General features: G+C 70.6%; 14 protein-coding genes and 2 pseudogenes. 12 read left to right on the top strand and 4 right to left on the bottom strand.

Annotation, left to right across the window (positions count from 1 at the left end; translation table 11 throughout):
• The first annotated feature begins 53 nt into the window (after nt 1-53).
• From AB0M26_RS05745 to AB0M26_RS05710, 8 genes are all read left to right on the top strand, one after another.
• Nucleotides 54-290, top strand: a complete 237-nt coding sequence (locus tag AB0M26_RS05745; protein ID WP_365255017.1) for a F0F1 ATP synthase subunit C — start codon at nt 54-56, stop codon at nt 288-290.
• Between the two features lie 36 nt (nt 291-326).
• Nucleotides 327-875 (top strand): F0F1 ATP synthase subunit B, encoded by a 549-nt coding sequence (locus AB0M26_RS05740; protein WP_365255014.1) that lies wholly within the window; start codon nt 327-329, stop codon nt 873-875.
• Nucleotides 872-1,687 carry a F0F1 ATP synthase subunit delta gene (locus tag AB0M26_RS05735; RefSeq protein ID WP_365255011.1) on the top strand — a complete coding sequence of 272 codons (816 nt, stop codon included), beginning with the start codon at nt 872-874 and terminating at the stop codon, nt 1,685-1,687. The genes AB0M26_RS05740 and AB0M26_RS05735 overlap by 4 nt, the downstream gene beginning before the upstream one ends.
• Before the next feature lie 117 nt (nt 1,688-1,804).
• Nucleotides 1,805-3,376 carry a F0F1 ATP synthase subunit alpha gene (atpA, locus tag AB0M26_RS05730; RefSeq protein WP_365255008.1) on the top strand — a complete coding sequence of 524 codons (1,572 nt, stop codon included), beginning with the start codon at nt 1,805-1,807 and terminating at the stop codon, nt 3,374-3,376.
• A 2-nt stretch (nt 3,377-3,378) separates the two neighbouring features.
• Entirely contained in the window at nt 3,379-4,302 is a 924-nt protein-coding gene (locus AB0M26_RS05725; protein ID WP_365255005.1) for a F0F1 ATP synthase subunit gamma, read from the top strand.
• A gap of 5 nt (nt 4,303-4,307) precedes the next feature.
• Nucleotides 4,308-5,762 (top strand): F0F1 ATP synthase subunit beta, encoded by a 1,455-nt coding sequence (atpD, locus tag AB0M26_RS05720; RefSeq protein WP_365255003.1) that lies wholly within the window; start codon nt 4,308-4,310, stop codon nt 5,760-5,762.
• A gap of 125 nt (nt 5,763-5,887) precedes the next feature.
• Entirely contained in the window at nt 5,888-6,268 is a 381-nt protein-coding gene (locus AB0M26_RS05715; protein ID WP_365255000.1) for a F0F1 ATP synthase subunit epsilon, read from the top strand.
• 147 nt (nt 6,269-6,415) lie between these two features.
• Nucleotides 6,416-6,889, top strand: a complete 474-nt coding sequence (locus tag AB0M26_RS05710; protein WP_365254997.1) for a DUF2550 domain-containing protein — start codon at nt 6,416-6,418, stop codon at nt 6,887-6,889.
• A gap of 61 nt (nt 6,890-6,950) precedes the next feature.
• Here AB0M26_RS05710 and AB0M26_RS05705 read toward each other — a convergent pair whose 3' ends face one another.
• The 3 genes and pseudogenes from AB0M26_RS05705 to AB0M26_RS05695 all read right to left on the bottom strand — a co-directional run.
• Complete coding sequence (locus AB0M26_RS05705; RefSeq protein WP_365254994.1) at nt 6,951-7,205, bottom strand: zinc ribbon domain-containing protein; 255 nt, start codon at nt 7,203-7,205, stop codon at nt 6,951-6,953.
• 22 nt (nt 7,206-7,227) lie between these two features.
• Nucleotides 7,228-7,809 carry a TetR/AcrR family transcriptional regulator gene (locus tag AB0M26_RS05700; protein WP_365254991.1) on the bottom strand — a complete coding sequence of 194 codons (582 nt, stop codon included), beginning with the start codon at nt 7,807-7,809 and terminating at the stop codon, nt 7,228-7,230.
• 17 nt (nt 7,810-7,826) lie between these two features.
• Nucleotides 7,827-8,809 (bottom strand): annotated as a pseudogene (locus tag AB0M26_RS05695) (histidine kinase); the annotation flags it as partial.
• Between AB0M26_RS05695 and AB0M26_RS05690 the strand changes: the two are divergent.
• A pseudogene (locus tag AB0M26_RS05690) lies at nt 8,810-9,032 on the top strand (hypothetical protein); the annotation flags it as partial.
• 232 nt (nt 9,033-9,264) lie between these two features.
• Here the strand turns inward: AB0M26_RS05690 and AB0M26_RS05685 are convergent.
• Nucleotides 9,265-9,837 (bottom strand): cob(I)yrinic acid a,c-diamide adenosyltransferase, encoded by a 573-nt coding sequence (locus AB0M26_RS05685; protein ID WP_365254988.1) that lies wholly within the window; start codon nt 9,835-9,837, stop codon nt 9,265-9,267.
• Nucleotides 9,838-10,209: 372 nt separating this feature from the next.
• On the opposite strand from AB0M26_RS05685, the gene AB0M26_RS05680 reads away from it, so the two are divergent.
• The 3 genes from AB0M26_RS05680 (at nt 10,210) to AB0M26_RS05670 (ending at nt 14,338) form a co-directional block, all read left to right on the top strand.
• Nucleotides 10,210-11,058 carry a 3-hydroxyacyl-CoA dehydrogenase family protein gene (locus AB0M26_RS05680; protein WP_365254985.1) on the top strand — a complete coding sequence of 283 codons (849 nt, stop codon included), beginning with the start codon at nt 10,210-10,212 and terminating at the stop codon, nt 11,056-11,058.
• A gap of 139 nt (nt 11,059-11,197) precedes the next feature.
• Nucleotides 11,198-11,521 carry an STAS domain-containing protein gene (locus AB0M26_RS05675; protein ID WP_365254982.1) on the top strand — a complete coding sequence of 108 codons (324 nt, stop codon included), beginning with the start codon at nt 11,198-11,200 and terminating at the stop codon, nt 11,519-11,521.
• Nucleotides 11,522-11,674: 153 nt separating this feature from the next.
• Nucleotides 11,675-14,338, top strand: coding sequence for an ATP-binding protein (locus AB0M26_RS05670; RefSeq protein ID WP_365254979.1), 2,664 nt, complete (start codon nt 11,675-11,677; stop codon nt 14,336-14,338).
• Nucleotides 14,339-14,394 lie beyond the last annotated feature (56 nt).

Here is a 14,394-nt window from a genome sequence, read left to right as displayed (position 1 = left end):
TTCGTCCGGTGGCCAACCCCCACCGGTCCGCGTAAAGAGAAGGAAGAGACAGCATGTCCGCTGTTCAGCTCGCCGCAGAGGTCACCGGCTCGCTCGGCTCCATCGGCTACGGTCTCGCCGCCATCGGCCCCGGCGTCGGCGTCGGCATCATCTTCGGTAACGGCACCCAGGCGCTCGCCCGTCAGCCCGAGGCTGCCGGTCTGATCCGCGCCAACCAGATCCTGGGCTTCGCGTTCTGTGAGGCGCTCGCCCTGATCGGCATTGTTATGCCGTTCGTGTTCGGTAAGTGATCCCGCGCCGAACCGTTTTCGACGAAAGGCATTGATGTGATCGCCAACTTGGTTCAGCTGGCGGCCGAGGAAGAGCAGAACCCCCTGGTCCCGCCCGGCCCCGAGCTGCTCGTCGGAGCAATTGCCTTCGCCATCGTTTTCTTCTTCCTCGCCAAGAAGCTCCTCCCGAACATCAACAGGGTTCTGGACGAGCGCCGCGAGGCGATCGAGGGCGGGATCGAGAAGGCCGAGGCGGCTCAGGCCGAGGCCCAGGACACGCTCGAGCAGTACAAGGCTCAGCTCGCCGAGGCCCGGCACGAGGCCGCGCGCCTGCGCCAGGAGGCGCAGGAGCAGGGCGCCGCGCTGATCGCCGAGATGCGCGCGGAGGGTCAGCGGCAGCGCGAGGAGATCGTCGCCGCCGGCCACAGCCAGATCGAGGCCGAGCGCAAGCAGGCCGCCGCGGCGCTGCGCCAGGACGTCGGCACCCTCGCCACCGAACTGGCCGGCAAGCTCGTCGGTGAGTCCCTCGAGGACCAGGCCCGGCAGAGCCGTGTGATCGACCGCTTCCTCGACGAGCTCGAGGAGAAGGCCGAGGCAGCGCGATGAACGGAGCGAGCCGCGAGGCACTGGCCGCCGCGCGCGAGCGGTTCGACGCGCTGACGGACACCGCGTCCGTCGACGTCGAGAAGCTCGCCGCGGACCTGGTCGCCGTCACGGGGCTGCTCGACCGCGAGGTGTCGCTGCGTCGGGTCCTCACCGACCCGGCGCAGGCCGGCGAGGCCAAGGCCGAGCTGGTGGCGCGCCTGCTGGGCGGCCAGGTCGGCGGCGAGGCCGTCGACCTGTTGTCCGGCATGGTCCGCTCCCGCTGGTCGCGGTCGCGCGACCTGGTCGACGCCGTCGAGGAGCTGGCCGCGAGCGCCGAGTTCGTGGCGGCGCAGAGGGCGGGCACGCTCGACGACGTCGAGGACGAGCTGTTCCGGTTCGGGCGGATCGTCTCCTCGACGCAGGAGCTGCGGTCCGCGCTCACCGACCGTGCGGCAACGGCCTCCGCCAAGGCGGAGCTGGTGCGCACCCTGCTGGGCGGCCGGGCCAACCCGGTCACCGTCCGGCTGGTGGCCACCCTTGTGACCCGACCGCGGGGCCGTAGCCTGGAGGGAGGGCTGGAAGCCCTCTCCAAGCTCGCCGCCGAACGCCGGAACCGGATGGTCGCGGTCGTCACCTCCGCGGTGCCGCTCAGTGACCGGCAGCGGCAGCGCCTCGGTGCGGCCCTGGCACAGCTGTACGGCCGGCAGATGCATCTGAATCTCGACGTGGACCCAGGCGTCGTCGGCGGGATCTCGGTGCAGGTCGGCGACGAGGTCATCAACGGCACCATCGCCGACCGCCTCCACGAGGTGGCCCGGCGGGTGGCCGGCTGACCACCACCAACTCAACACGATTCACAGCGGCCCGAGTTGGGCCGTGAAGAGTCCTCTGGGGGTCGCCCCCAGACCCCCAAAAGACTTCGGGCCCAACAAGGAGAGCAGGGAACCCAGATGGCGGAGCTCACGATCCGGCCGGAGGAGATCCGGGACGCGCTGGAGAACTTTGTCCAGTCGTACAAGCCGGACGCGGCCTCGCGCGAGGAGGTCGGGACGGTCAGCGTTGCCGGAGACGGCATCGCGAAGGTCGAGGGTCTTCCCTCGGCCATGGCGAACGAGCTGCTGAAGTTCGAGGACGGCACCCTCGGCCTCGCCCTCAACCTCGAGGAGCGCGAGATCGGTGCGATCATCCTCGGCGAGTTCAGCGGCATCGAGGAGGGCCAGCCGGTGCGCCGTACCGGCGAGGTCCTGTCCGTCGCCGTCGGCGAGGGATACCTGGGCCGGGTCGTCGACCCCCTGGGCAACCCCATCGACGGTCTCGGCGAGATCGAGACCGAGAGCCGCCGCGCCCTCGAGCTGCAGGCACCGGGCGTGATGGCCCGTAAGTCCGTGCACGAGCCGATGGAGACGGGCCTCAAGGCCGTCGACGCCATGACCCCGATCGGCCGCGGTCAGCGTCAGCTGATCATCGGCGACCGCCAGACCGGCAAGACCGCGCTGGCCGTCGACACGATCATCAACCAGCGCGACAACTGGCGTTCCGGCGACCCGAGCAAGCAGGTCCGCTGCATCTACGTCGCCGTCGGCCAGAAGGGTTCCACCATCGCGTCCGTGCGCGGCGCGCTGGAGGAGGCCGGCGCCCTGGAGTACACGACGATCGTCGCGGCCCCGGCGTCCGACCCGGCCGGCTTCAAGTACCTCGCCCCGTACACCGGCTCGGCCATCGGCCAGCACTGGATGTACCAGGGCAAGCACGTGCTGATCGTCTTCGACGACCTGTCGAAGCAGGCCGACGCCTACCGGGCGGTCTCCCTGCTGCTGCGCCGCCCCCCGGGTCGTGAGGCCTACCCGGGTGACGTCTTCTACCTGCACTCCCGCCTGCTGGAGCGCTGCGCCAAGCTCTCCGACGACATGGGCAAGGGGTCGATGACCGGTCTGCCGATCGTCGAGACCAAGGCGAACGACGTCTCGGCGTTCATTCCGACCAACGTCATCTCCATCACCGACGGCCAGTGCTTCCTGGAGTCCGACCTGTTCAACGCGGGCCAGCGCCCGGCGCTGAACGTCGGTATCTCCGTCTCCCGTGTGGGTGGTTCGGCCCAGCACAAGGCGATCCGCCAGGTCTCCGGCCGCCTCCGTGTGGACCTCGCCCAGTACCGCGAGCTCGAGGCGTTCGCCGCCTTCGGCTCCGACCTGGACGCGGCCTCCAAGGCCTCGCTGGAGCGCGGCAAGCGCATGGTCGAGCTGCTCAAGCAGGGCCAGTACGCCCCGTACTCGACGGAGGACCAGGTCGTCTCCATCTGGGCCGGCACCACCGGCAAGATGGACGACGTGCCGGTCCAGGACATCCGCCGGTTCGAGCGCGAGCTGCTGGACTACCTGCACCGCGAGCACAAGGGCCTGCTGACCTCCATCCGCGAGGGCGGCAAGATGTCCGACGACACCCTGCAGGCCCTGGCCGAGGCCATCGCCTCCTTCAAGCAGCAGTTCGAGACCTCGGACGGCAAGCTGCTGGGCGAGGACTGAGCATGGGTGCTCAGCTTCGGGTCTACAAGCGCCGGATCAAGTCCGTAACGGCCACCAAGAAGATCACCAAGGCCATGGAGATGATCGCCGCGTCGCGGATCGTCAAGGCACAGCGCAAGGTCGCCGCCTCGACGCCGTACGCGAGCGAGCTGACCCGTGCGGTGACCGCCGTGGCCACCGGTTCCACCACCAAGCACCCGCTGACCACCGAGGTGGACAGCCCGACCCGGGCCGCGGTCCTGCTCGTCACGAGCGACCGCGGACTGGCGGGCGGCTACTCCTCCAACGCCATCAAGGCGGGTGAGCGGCTCACCGAGCGGCTGACCGCCGAGGGCAAGGAAGTCGTCACCTACGTCGTCGGGCGCAAGGGCGTGGCCTACTACAGCTTCCGCGGCCGCAAGGTCGAGGAGTCGTGGACGGGCTTCACCGACAACCCCTCGTACGCGGACGCCAAGAACGTCGCGGCCCCGCTCATCGAGGCCGTGACCAAGGAGACGGCCGAGGGCGGGGTCGACGAACTGCATATCGTCTTCACGGAGTTCGTGTCGATGATGACGCAGACACCGATCGACCGCCGACTGCTGCCCCTCAGCCTCGAGGCCGACGGGCAGCCGGAGGAGAGCGAGAAGACGAAGGGCGAGATCCTTCCTCTCTACGACTTCGAGCCGTCCGCCGAGGACGTCCTCGACGCGCTGCTGCCGCGGTACGTCGAGAGCCGGATCTACAACGCGCTGCTGCAGTCGGCCGCTTCCGAGCACGCCGCCCGCCGCCGTGCGATGAAGTCGGCGACCGACAACGCCGAGGAGCTCATCAAGTCGCTCACGCGGCTTGCCAATGCGGCCCGCCAGGCCGACATCACCCAGGAAATCAGCGAGATCGTCGGTGGCGCGAGCGCACTGGCCGACGCGACCGCGGGGAGTGACTGACAACTATGACCACCACTGTTGAGCCGACCGCTTCCGCCGGCGTGGCCGCGGGCCGCGTCGCGCGGGTCATCGGCCCGGTCGTCGACGTGGAGTTCCCCGTCGACGCGATGCCGGACATCTACAACGCCCTCACCGTCGAGGTCATCGACCCGACCGAGGAGGGCAAGACCAAGACCCTGACCCTCGAGGTCGCCCAGCACCTGGGCGAGGGCGTGGTCCGTGCCATTTCGATGCAGCCGACCGACGGCCTGATCCGTCAGGCCCCGGTGACCGACACCGGCGCGGGCATCACCGTGCCGGTCGGTGACTTCACCAAGGGCAAGGTGTTCAACACCCTCGGTGAGGTGCTGAACGTCCCGGAGGAGAACGGCAAGGAGACCGACCGGTGGGCGATCCACCGCAAGGCTCCCGACTTCGACCAGCTCGAGTCCAAGACCGAGATGTTCGAGACCGGCCTGAAGGTCGTCGACCTGCTGACCCCGTACGTCAAGGGCGGCAAGATCGGCCTGTTCGGCGGCGCCGGCGTCGGCAAGACCGTCCTCATCCAGGAAATGATCATGCGTGTGGCGAAGCTGCACGAGGGCGTTTCCGTGTTCGCCGGTGTCGGTGAGCGTACGCGTGAGGGCAACGACCTCATCCAGGAGATGGAGGAGTCCGGCGTTCTCGACAAGACCGCGCTGGTCTTCGGTCAGATGGACGAGCCCCCGGGCACCCGTCTGCGCGTCGCCCTGGCCGGTCTGACCATGGCGGAGTACTTCCGCGATGTGCAGAAGCAGGACGTGCTGTTCTTCATCGACAACATCTTCCGCTTCACCCAGGCCGGTTCCGAGGTGTCCACCCTGCTCGGCCGCATGCCGTCCGCGGTGGGCTACCAGCCGAACCTGGCGGACGAGATGGGCCTCCTGCAGGAGCGCATCACCTCGACCCGCGGTCACTCGATCACCTCGATGCAGGCGATCTACGTTCCCGCGGACGACCTGACCGACCCGGCTCCGGCAACCACCTTCGCGCACCTCGACGCTACGACGGTGCTCTCCCGGCCGATCTCGGAGAAGGGCATCTACCCGGCGGTGGACCCGCTGGACTCGGTGTCCCGCATCCTGGACCCGCGCTACATCTCGCAGGACCACTACGACTGCGCGTCGCGCGTCAAGGGGATCCTGCAGAAGTACAAGGACCTCCAGGACATCATCGCGATCCTCGGTATCGACGAGCTCGGCGAAGAGGACAAGCTCGTCGTCCACCGCGCCCGCCGTATCGAGCGCTTCCTGTCGCAGAACACCCACGCGGCGAAGCAGTTCACCGGCCTCGACGGATCGGACGTCTCGCTCGACGAGTCGGTCGCCGCGTTCAACGCGATTGCCGACGGTGAGTACGACCACTTCCCCGAGCAGGCATTCTTCATGTGCGGTGGCCTGGACGACCTGAAGGCGAAGGCCAAGGAGCTGGGCGTCTCCTGACCCCGGCAGATCCGGGTCAGGGGTGGGCCGCCCCCACCCCTGACCCGTACGCCCGTTATTCTTGACACCCCAGTATTGAATCTGGACACCTGCTATGCGCAGGTGGAGACCCGAGGAGCCACGTTTTGGCTGCTGAGCTGCACGTCGAGCTGGTCGCCGCGGACCGCAGTGTCTGGTCCGGCGAGGCCACCCTGGTCGTTGCGCGCACCACATCGGGTGACATCGGGGTCATGCCCGGCCACCAGCCGCTGCTCGGTGTGCTGGAGTCCGGCCCGGTGACCATCCGCACCAGCGACGGCGGTACCGTCATCGCAGCGGTGCACGGAGGATTCATCTCCTTCGCCGACAACAAGCTCTCCGTGCTTGCCGAGATCGCGGAGCTGGCGGACGAGATCGATATCGCCCGTGCCGAGCGTGCGCTCGAGCGGGCGAAGTCGGAAGCCGACGCGGCCGCCGAGCGGCGCGCCGAAATCCGGCTGGCGGCGACGACGGCGGGCAACCGCTGAGCCGCCCGGCGAACGATTGTCACTCAGCCGCGGACTGCCCTGGGACTCACCAGAGCGGTCCGCGGCTGTGGTAGATCAAGAGGTCATACTGGTCCGGTTCGCCCAGCTGGCGCTGGGTGGTACCCCCAAGCGAGGAGGTCGGTGAAGATGTTCCTCGCACTGCTGGTCAGCTGCGTGGTCATCGCACTGGTGCTGCTGGGACTGTTCGTCTTCGGCCTGCGGCGCAGGCTGATCCAGCGGTCCGGCGGCACATTCGACTGCAGCCTGCGCTGGAATGTGCCCGTCACGGAGGACTCGGACGTCGGACCGGAGTCCCACGGGCCCAGGGGCAAGGGCTGGATCTACGGTGTTGCGCGCTACAGCGGTGACCGCGTCGAGTGGTTCCGTGTGTTCTCGTACGCCCCGCGCCCCCGCCGAGTCCTGGAGCGCTCCGCGATCGAGGTGCTGTCCCGCCGCACCCCGCGGGGCGAGGAGGAACTGGCTCTGCTCTCCGACGCGATCATCCTCGGCTGTGTGCACCGCGGTACGCATCTGGAGCTGGCGATGAGCGAGGACGCGCTGACGGGCTTCCTGGCGTGGCTGGAGGCGGCACCGCCGGGGCAGCGTGTGAACGTCGCCTAGGGGGCACCCCTCCGCCGCGGACGTTCGGCAGACGGAGAGGGCGCTGTCGTGGGGGTATAGGTCAGCGGTTGTTCCAGGCAGGCTGCTTGCTCAGTATCTGCGCGGCGACATCGCGGGCCGCGTTGTCCTGGAGGCCCTGGGTGTGCTGAAGGAACCCGGCGAAGCCTGTCAGGACTTCCTCGTAACTCTTCATCCGGCCGTCTTCACGCGCGCAGTGGTGGCAGAAATCCTTCGACGGGTCGGCAGCTGCGTGCTCCTCGACGGTGCGCATGGGCATCCCGCAGCTGACGCAGGAAGGGGTGTCGTGCTCGGGCATGGGAACTCTCCTTTTGGTTCGCTCAGGCGTGCAACAGGGTCATGAAGTGCTCCACCAGCACCGTGCCGTGCGCGGCGATGACGGACCCTTCAGGGACGAACAGGTCTTTGTTGATCACGTAGTGGTGCACCAAGCCGATCCAGGTGTTGAACACGAGATGCGCGGGCAGCGTCCGGATCCGTCCTTGCGACGCCTCGGTCTCCGCGGCTGCGCACAGATAGGACGCGACGGCCGACTGCAACCCCACCCACGTGGCCCGGAACTCCGCAGGCAGCAGGGGCGCCTCAGCCACCAGTTGGCGGTAGGCGCCCTCGTTCTCCTCAAGGCACCGCAGGTGCGCTTCCAGGACGTCCCGCAGGCCGCTGCCTGAGCCGGCCAGCTCATGAAGACGATCGGTGATCACCCGGCCGATGTGCGCGGCCACCGCCAGGACGAGGTCTTCCCGCGAGGGGAAGTGCGCGAAGACCGTGCCGTGCGACACCTTCGCGGCTCTCGCCACATCCACCGTGCGGGTGTGCGCAAAGCCCTGTTCCCCCACGAGCCGGACGGCCTGGATGATCAAGCGGCGCCTCGTGGCTTCCTTCTGCTCCACGCGACTCGACATCACCACTCCTTGTTGAGTTATAACTCAACGAGTTGTAACTCAACGAAGCGGGGACTGTCAAGCGTCCTAGAACGACTGGCCGTGGCGGTGGCGGCGCCCGCCTCCCCGTGCGTGGGGTCGGTGACCGGGCCCGCCTCGAACTCCCCGCCCAGCAGCGCCACCCCCTCCGGCATGCCGACGAGCCCTGGCCCGAACCCGGCGCGCGGGGGGCCCGAGTCGTCGCCGTACGGGCTGGTGACCCGGACCGTCGGGGAGGCACCGGCCGGGGGAGGCGCCCGGGGCCCCGAGTGGTACCCGAGCCGTACGAGGACTTCTCCGGCGGTCGCGCGCTTGAGCGCGTTCGTGAGGGCTTCCTGGACGATCCGGTAGGCCGCGAGTTCGACGGGGACGGGGGGAGCGGGGGCTTCCGCGGGGCGCTCGTCGCGCAGCACGAAGCGGAGGCCGCCTGGGGTGCCGTCGCCGTACGGGTCGCTGCCGTCTCTTCGCTCTCCGGCTCGTCCGTTGACGTCGGTAACGCTGTCGGCCCCGTCGTTGAGGGCGGTGCCGGGCCGTGGGCTGCCGCTCATCGTGCGGGCGCCCTTCGTGGTGCCGTCCGGGGCGCCGCGGGCGACGCGCCCGCGCGACGGACCTGCCTCATCAGCGCCTCGAGACCGTCGAGGCGGGGCGCGGCCGACGGTCCGTCCGCGGCGCCGGCGTCGCGCAACAGCCCGATGAGGTGGCGCATTTCGGCCAGCCCCTGCACGCTGTTCTCGCGGATGCCGGTGAGGGCCTCACCCGTGGCGGCCGGGTCGCAGATCGACTGGGCCGCGGTCGCGTGGATGACGATCGCGGACAGGTGGTTCGTCACCACCTCGTGCAACTCCCGTGCCATCCGCGCCCGTTCGGCCATCACCGCCTGGGTGCGGTCCATCTCGGCGAGCGGCGCGGTCTGTTCCGCGCGCAACCGGGCGGCCTCGGCGGCCCCACGGTGGTTGCGGATGGCCGCCCCGGTCGCCGCCGGTCCGGCTGGATCCTCGCCGCGGTGATCGCCATCGCCCTGCTCCAGGGCGCGGCCTGGTACGTCGCGACCCGGACCAGACCGGTCCCTGCGGACCTGGCAGGTGCGGATGGCGTGGGTGATCGGCATCAACCTGGTGATCGCGGTGAGCCACACGATCTGGCCGAAAAAGGCCCCTGCCGGTGCAGTCGATGAGCAGCGGGACCGTTCGCTCGCCGGGCCCTGATGCCGCACCGGTTTTCCGCGCGCTCACCGCATTCGGGCAGGTGCCCCGTACGCCCGCCCCGGGTCCGTGTGGCCGCCCCGGCTGCGTACGCCCGCCCCGAGGCCGTACCCCGGGTCCGTGTGCCCGGTCCGTGCCCCGGGTCCGTGTGCCCGGGTCCGTATGCCCAGGGTCGTCCGCCCGGGGTCGTCCGCACGCGCCCGAACGCCAGGCCCCGTACGCGGCGCCTCCCCGGCTAGCGGTTCTCGCCCGGCACCCAGAGCACGTCCCCGACCTCCTTGTTCGCCGTCCTGGCGAGGATGAACAGCAGGTCGGAGAGACGGTTGAGATAGGTGGCCGTGAGGGGGTTCATGATGTCGGCGTGCTTCTCCAGCGCCGCCCACGTCGACCGTTCTGCCCGCCGGACCACCGTGCACGCCTGATGCAGCAGCGCCGCGCCCGGCGAGCCGCCGGGGAGGATGAAGCTCCGCAGCTTCTCGACCCCTTCGAGGAAGCGGTCGCAGTCCGCCTCCAGCCGGTCGATGTACGACTGCTCGACGCGCAGCGGCGGGTACTCCGGCTCCTCGACGACCGGGGTGGCCAGGTCGGCTCCCACGTCGAACAGGTCGTTCTGCACGCGGACCAGCACATCGACGATGTCCTTGGGCAGTTGGCCGAGGGCGATGGCGACACCGATGGCGGCGTTCGCCTCGTTGGCGTCGGCGTACGCCCCGATCCGCGAGTCCGTCTTCACCGTGCGGGACATGTCACCGAGGGCGGTCGTGCCGTTGTCCCCGGTCCGGGTGTAGATGCGCGTCAGATTGACCATGCCTCCGAGCCTAGTGCCGCCCCCGCCGCAGGGGCCTGTGCCCAGGGTCACGGCCGCCGCGACCGGCCGCTCCGGCCATGATCCGGCACGGCAGGTGATGCGGGCTGAACACGCTCTTCCCCCGCCTCCGACCCGCCGCGGCGGGGCCGGTCCGGTGTCCCCGACCTGTGGTGCGAAAACGGGCCAACTGCGCACTCCGGTCAACTGCGTGGCCGTCCCGGTGTGATGTCCGTCTGATGAGACGTGACGCGCATCTCTTCCGCGCCCCAGGGGTCCTCACGAGCGCTAAGGTCCGCCGGAGAGCCTATCCGTGCGGTCGCTCCGGAGAGCCTCGGGACGCCCCGCGCGCGACGAAGAACCAGAGGAGCAGCAGTGGCCAGGAAGCTCGCCGTCATCGGCGCCGGTCTCATGGGGTCCGGTATCGCTCAGGTCTCCGCCCAGGCGGGCTGGGACGTCGTGCTGCACGATGTCACAGACGCTGCGCTGGCCCGCGGCGCGAGCGGCATCGAGGGCTCGTACGAGAAGTTCGTCTCCAAGGGGAAGCTCGAAGCGGCCGAGGCGGAGGCCGCCCTGGCCCGGATCACCACGACCACCGACCTCGAGGCCGTGGCGGACGCCGCCATCGTCGTCGAGGCGGTCTTCGAGAAGATCGAGATCAAGCAGGAGATCTTCCGCAGCCTCGACAAGCTGGTGAAGGAGGACGCCGTCCTCGCCTCCAACACCTCTGCCATCCCGATCACCAAGATCGCGGCGGTGACGAGCCGTCCCGAACAGGTCGTCGGGACGCACTTCTTCTCACCCGTCCCGATGATGAAGCTCTGCGAGCTCGTACGGGGCTACAAGACCAGTGACGAAACCCTGGCCACCGCCGCTGAGTTCGCGGAGGGTATAGGCAAGACCTGCATCGTCGTCAACCGCGACGTGGCCGGATTCGTCACCACGCGCCTCATCTCGGCCCTTGCCGTCGAGGCGGCGAAGCTGTACGAGTCGGGTGTGGCCTCGGCCGAGGACATCGACGTGGCCTGCCAGTTGGGCTTCGGCCACGCCATGGGCCCGCTCGCCACGATCGACATGACCGGGATCGACATCCTGCTGCACGCGACCAGCAACATCTACGCGGAGACGCAGGACGAGAAGTTCGCCCCGCCGGAGTTGATGCGCCGGATGGTGGACGCGGGTGACGTCGGCCGGAAGAGCGGGCAGGGGTTCTACAAGCACTGACAGCCCGTCAACCTCGGGGGGGTCCCCCCAAAGGGTGAATTCGGTATCGGTTCGCTTACGGGCGGCAACTTTGCCGCGTGAGAGGCAGTCAGTTCTGTAGATGTTGACCAGGTAACGCATCACGTTCAGGGGAGCGCATATGCACATCAGGGGCGACCACACCGAGCTGGTCGTCGGGGGCCGCCTCGACGTACGCAGCGCGGCGGACGCCCGCACGGTCCTGCATACCGCCGTCGACTCCGGCCGCGGTGACCTTGTGCTCGACCTGACAGAACTCGACTCCTGGGACGCCACGGGACTCGGAGTGATCATGGGCGCGCACCGCCGGGCCGGGCGGGCCAACCGCCGCCTCGTGCTGCGCGGCGTACCGCCCCAGATGCAGCGTCTGCTGGTCGCCACCAGGCTCCACCGCATCCTCGCCATCGAGGGCGGTATCGAGGCGGAGTCGCTGCCCCGGGTCTGACCGGGCAGGCGGCCCCCGGCCCTCCCGCCGCTGTGACCTTCCGCACGGAGGGGCGTCCCGCTCGTTCCGAGAAGCCTCCTCAGGGTTTAGGGTTCGGCGTGCCGACAGGCCGGGAGGAAACCGACATGCGACCCGGATCCGGGGGGCTGTGACATGAACCCGAACAACCGGGGACCCGAAGGGTTCGACCACGAGGACCAGCGCCGCGACGCAGACCGCCGCGGTGCCCACGGCGATGCTCCGACCGCTGCGCCGCGGCAGACGTTTGCGCGGACCGTCCAGCTCGTGGCGGCCGAGTATCTGCTCACCGTCAACCCCGTCGACGGCAGCGAGATCGAACCGTGCCCGCCCGGTGCCTACCCGGGCCTGCCCGCGCGCCGCACCGCCGAGGACCGCGCCGCACGCAGCCGCGCCGCCCGGCCGCCCGAGCCGGTCGGCCCCGCCGCGCCGGAGCCCCGACCGGTCCTGGATCGGGAGGAGGAGCGGGAGCGGCTCGTACGGCTGCTGTCCCGCGGCCGCTCCGTGCGGGTCACAGGCCCGGCCGGTTCCGGTCGTACGGCGCTGCTCGACGCTGTGGCCGCCGAGTGCGCGGAGCTGGCTCCCGACGGTCTCGTCCGGCTCTCCGGCTACCACCGCACCCCCACCGACCTGCTGTACGAGCTGTACGCCACCGTCCACGACACCTCCGCGCACCGTCCCGGACGGACGGAGCTGCTGGCCGCCGTCCAGGCGATCGGGGCTGTCGTCGTCCTCGACGACATCGAGTTCGGCGGCAGCGCCCTCGACGAGCTGCTCACGTCCACCCCCGAGTGCGCCTTCCTCATCGCCGCCACCCCCGATGTGGCCGCCCCGTCCCCCGACTCGCACCTCGAAGAGGTCTTCCTCGGCGGACTCGGCCGCTCCGCATGCGTGGAGATTTTGCAGCGGGCGGTCGGGCGGCCGCTCGCGGACATCGAGACGTCATGGGCGGGCGACCTGTGGTTCGAGTCCGAGGGGCTGCCGCTGCGCTTCGTCCAGGCCGGGGCGCTGCTGCGGCAGCGCGACGAGCTGCGGGCGGCGGCGGAGGCCGACGCGTGGTCCGGTGCCCCGGACGGGACGGAAACCGGTGGGGCGGAATCCGGCGATACGGCGGAGTCGCCGGTCGCTGAGGCCGGCTCCGGCGCCGTCCCCGTGACGGGCCTGCCTCTCCCCGACGAGACGCCCACCGTGGGCACCCCCCTCGTCGACGGCACGCCTCCGATGGGCACGCCACTGCCCGAGGACATCACCAGCCTCGCCCTGCCCTCGGTCGGCCAGGCCGCGGCCCCCGCCGCCCTGCTCGGCTCACGGCTCAGCGAGGCCGCGCGGGAGGCCATGGGGTTCGCCCTCGCCCTCGGCGGCGAGTGCCCGCACCAGGCGCATCTTCCGGCGCTGGCCGGGGACACCCACGCCGACGCCGCCGTCGGGGAGCTGCTCGGCTGCGGTCTGCTCACCGCGGTCGGGTCGCACTACCGTCTCGCCCCCGGCGCCGTCGTCCAGCTCGACGCAGCGGGCTACGAGGAAGGCGCCGGGGCGCGCGCCCTGACCGCGGCTCAGCACTACGCCTGGTGGGCCGGCCACCCGTCCGTGACGCCCGAGCGCGTCGCCGTCGAGGCCGACGCGATTCTCGCCGCACTGGCCGCGCTGGTGGCACAGGGCGAGTCCGGCCAGCCGAGCGCCGCCGTTCTGCTGGCCCGTACGGTGGCGCCCGCGTTCGCCGCGGCCGGCGCCTGGGGCGCCTGGGAGCGGGCGCTACGGCAGGGTCAGGCGGCGGCGCGGGTGGCCGGTGAGGTCGCGGAGGAGGCGTACTTCCACCACGAGTTGGGCATCCTGGCGCTCTGCACCGGGAATCTGGAGCGGGCACGCGCCGAGCTGGAGGCGTCCACAGGGTTGCGCGGCGCGCTCTCCGACCGGCGCGGCGCGGTCGCGGGGCGCAGGGCCTTGGCGCTCGTCACGGACAAGGCGGGCGGATACGTGCCGGGCGTGCGGCGTACGGGAGCCGATGAGGAGGCCGGGGAGCCGCTGACGGACCCGGGCGCGATCGTCGCCGCGTCCCCCTCCGCCGGGCGCACCGCGCTGTTCAAGCCCGGCCCGGACGAGACGGCGACGGTCGTGACGCACCGGGCCGTGCCCCCCGGCAGGGCCCGGCGATCCGGCCTGCGCCGTTCGGTCGCGGGCGGAACCCGGCGCAATGCGGTCGCGGCGGGCGCGGGCGCCCTGCTGGCCGCGGTACTCGGCACGTACGTCACGATCGGCATGACGTCGGGCGACGACGGACCGGCCGACCGCGTCACCTCCGAGCAGAGCGCGAACCAGGACGACGGCAACAACGGGCTCCTGCCCCGGGACCCCTCCACGAGTGACGGGACGAGCAGCCCGCGGAAGCCGAGCGGGTCCACCTCGTCCGGATCTGCGGACGAGGCCGGGCCGAGCGGCAGCGGGGAGGAGTCGCAGAAGCCGTCGGACTCCGGCAAGCCGACCTCGTCGAAGCCTGAGGAGACCGACGACCCGCCGACGACGCCGAAGCCGCCGTCCTCCACGACGAGCCGGCCCACGACGCGTCCGCCGTCCTCGACCACTCCGCCGACGCCGAGCCAGACGCCGACGTCCCCGACGTCGCCGGGCACGCCGTCGGGCAGCGGTTCGGGTTCGTCGAGCCAGTCGGCGCCGGGCACGCCCTCCGACAGCGGTCCCGTGTCGCCGACGGAGACCAGCGGTTCGCCGACGCCGACGCCGACGCCGACGCCGACGCCGACGCCGACGACGAGTGCCCCGGCCACTGGCACGACCACGCCCTGACACAGGCCGGCAGCCCCGTGTGTCCCGGCCCTTGACGTCAACGGCCGGGACACACG

The organism is Streptomyces sp. NPDC051776 (assembly GCF_040681345.1).
Classification (GTDB): Bacteria; Actinomycetota; Actinomycetes; order Streptomycetales; family Streptomycetaceae; genus Streptomyces.
This window is presented reverse-complemented; position numbering and strand designations above follow the sequence as displayed.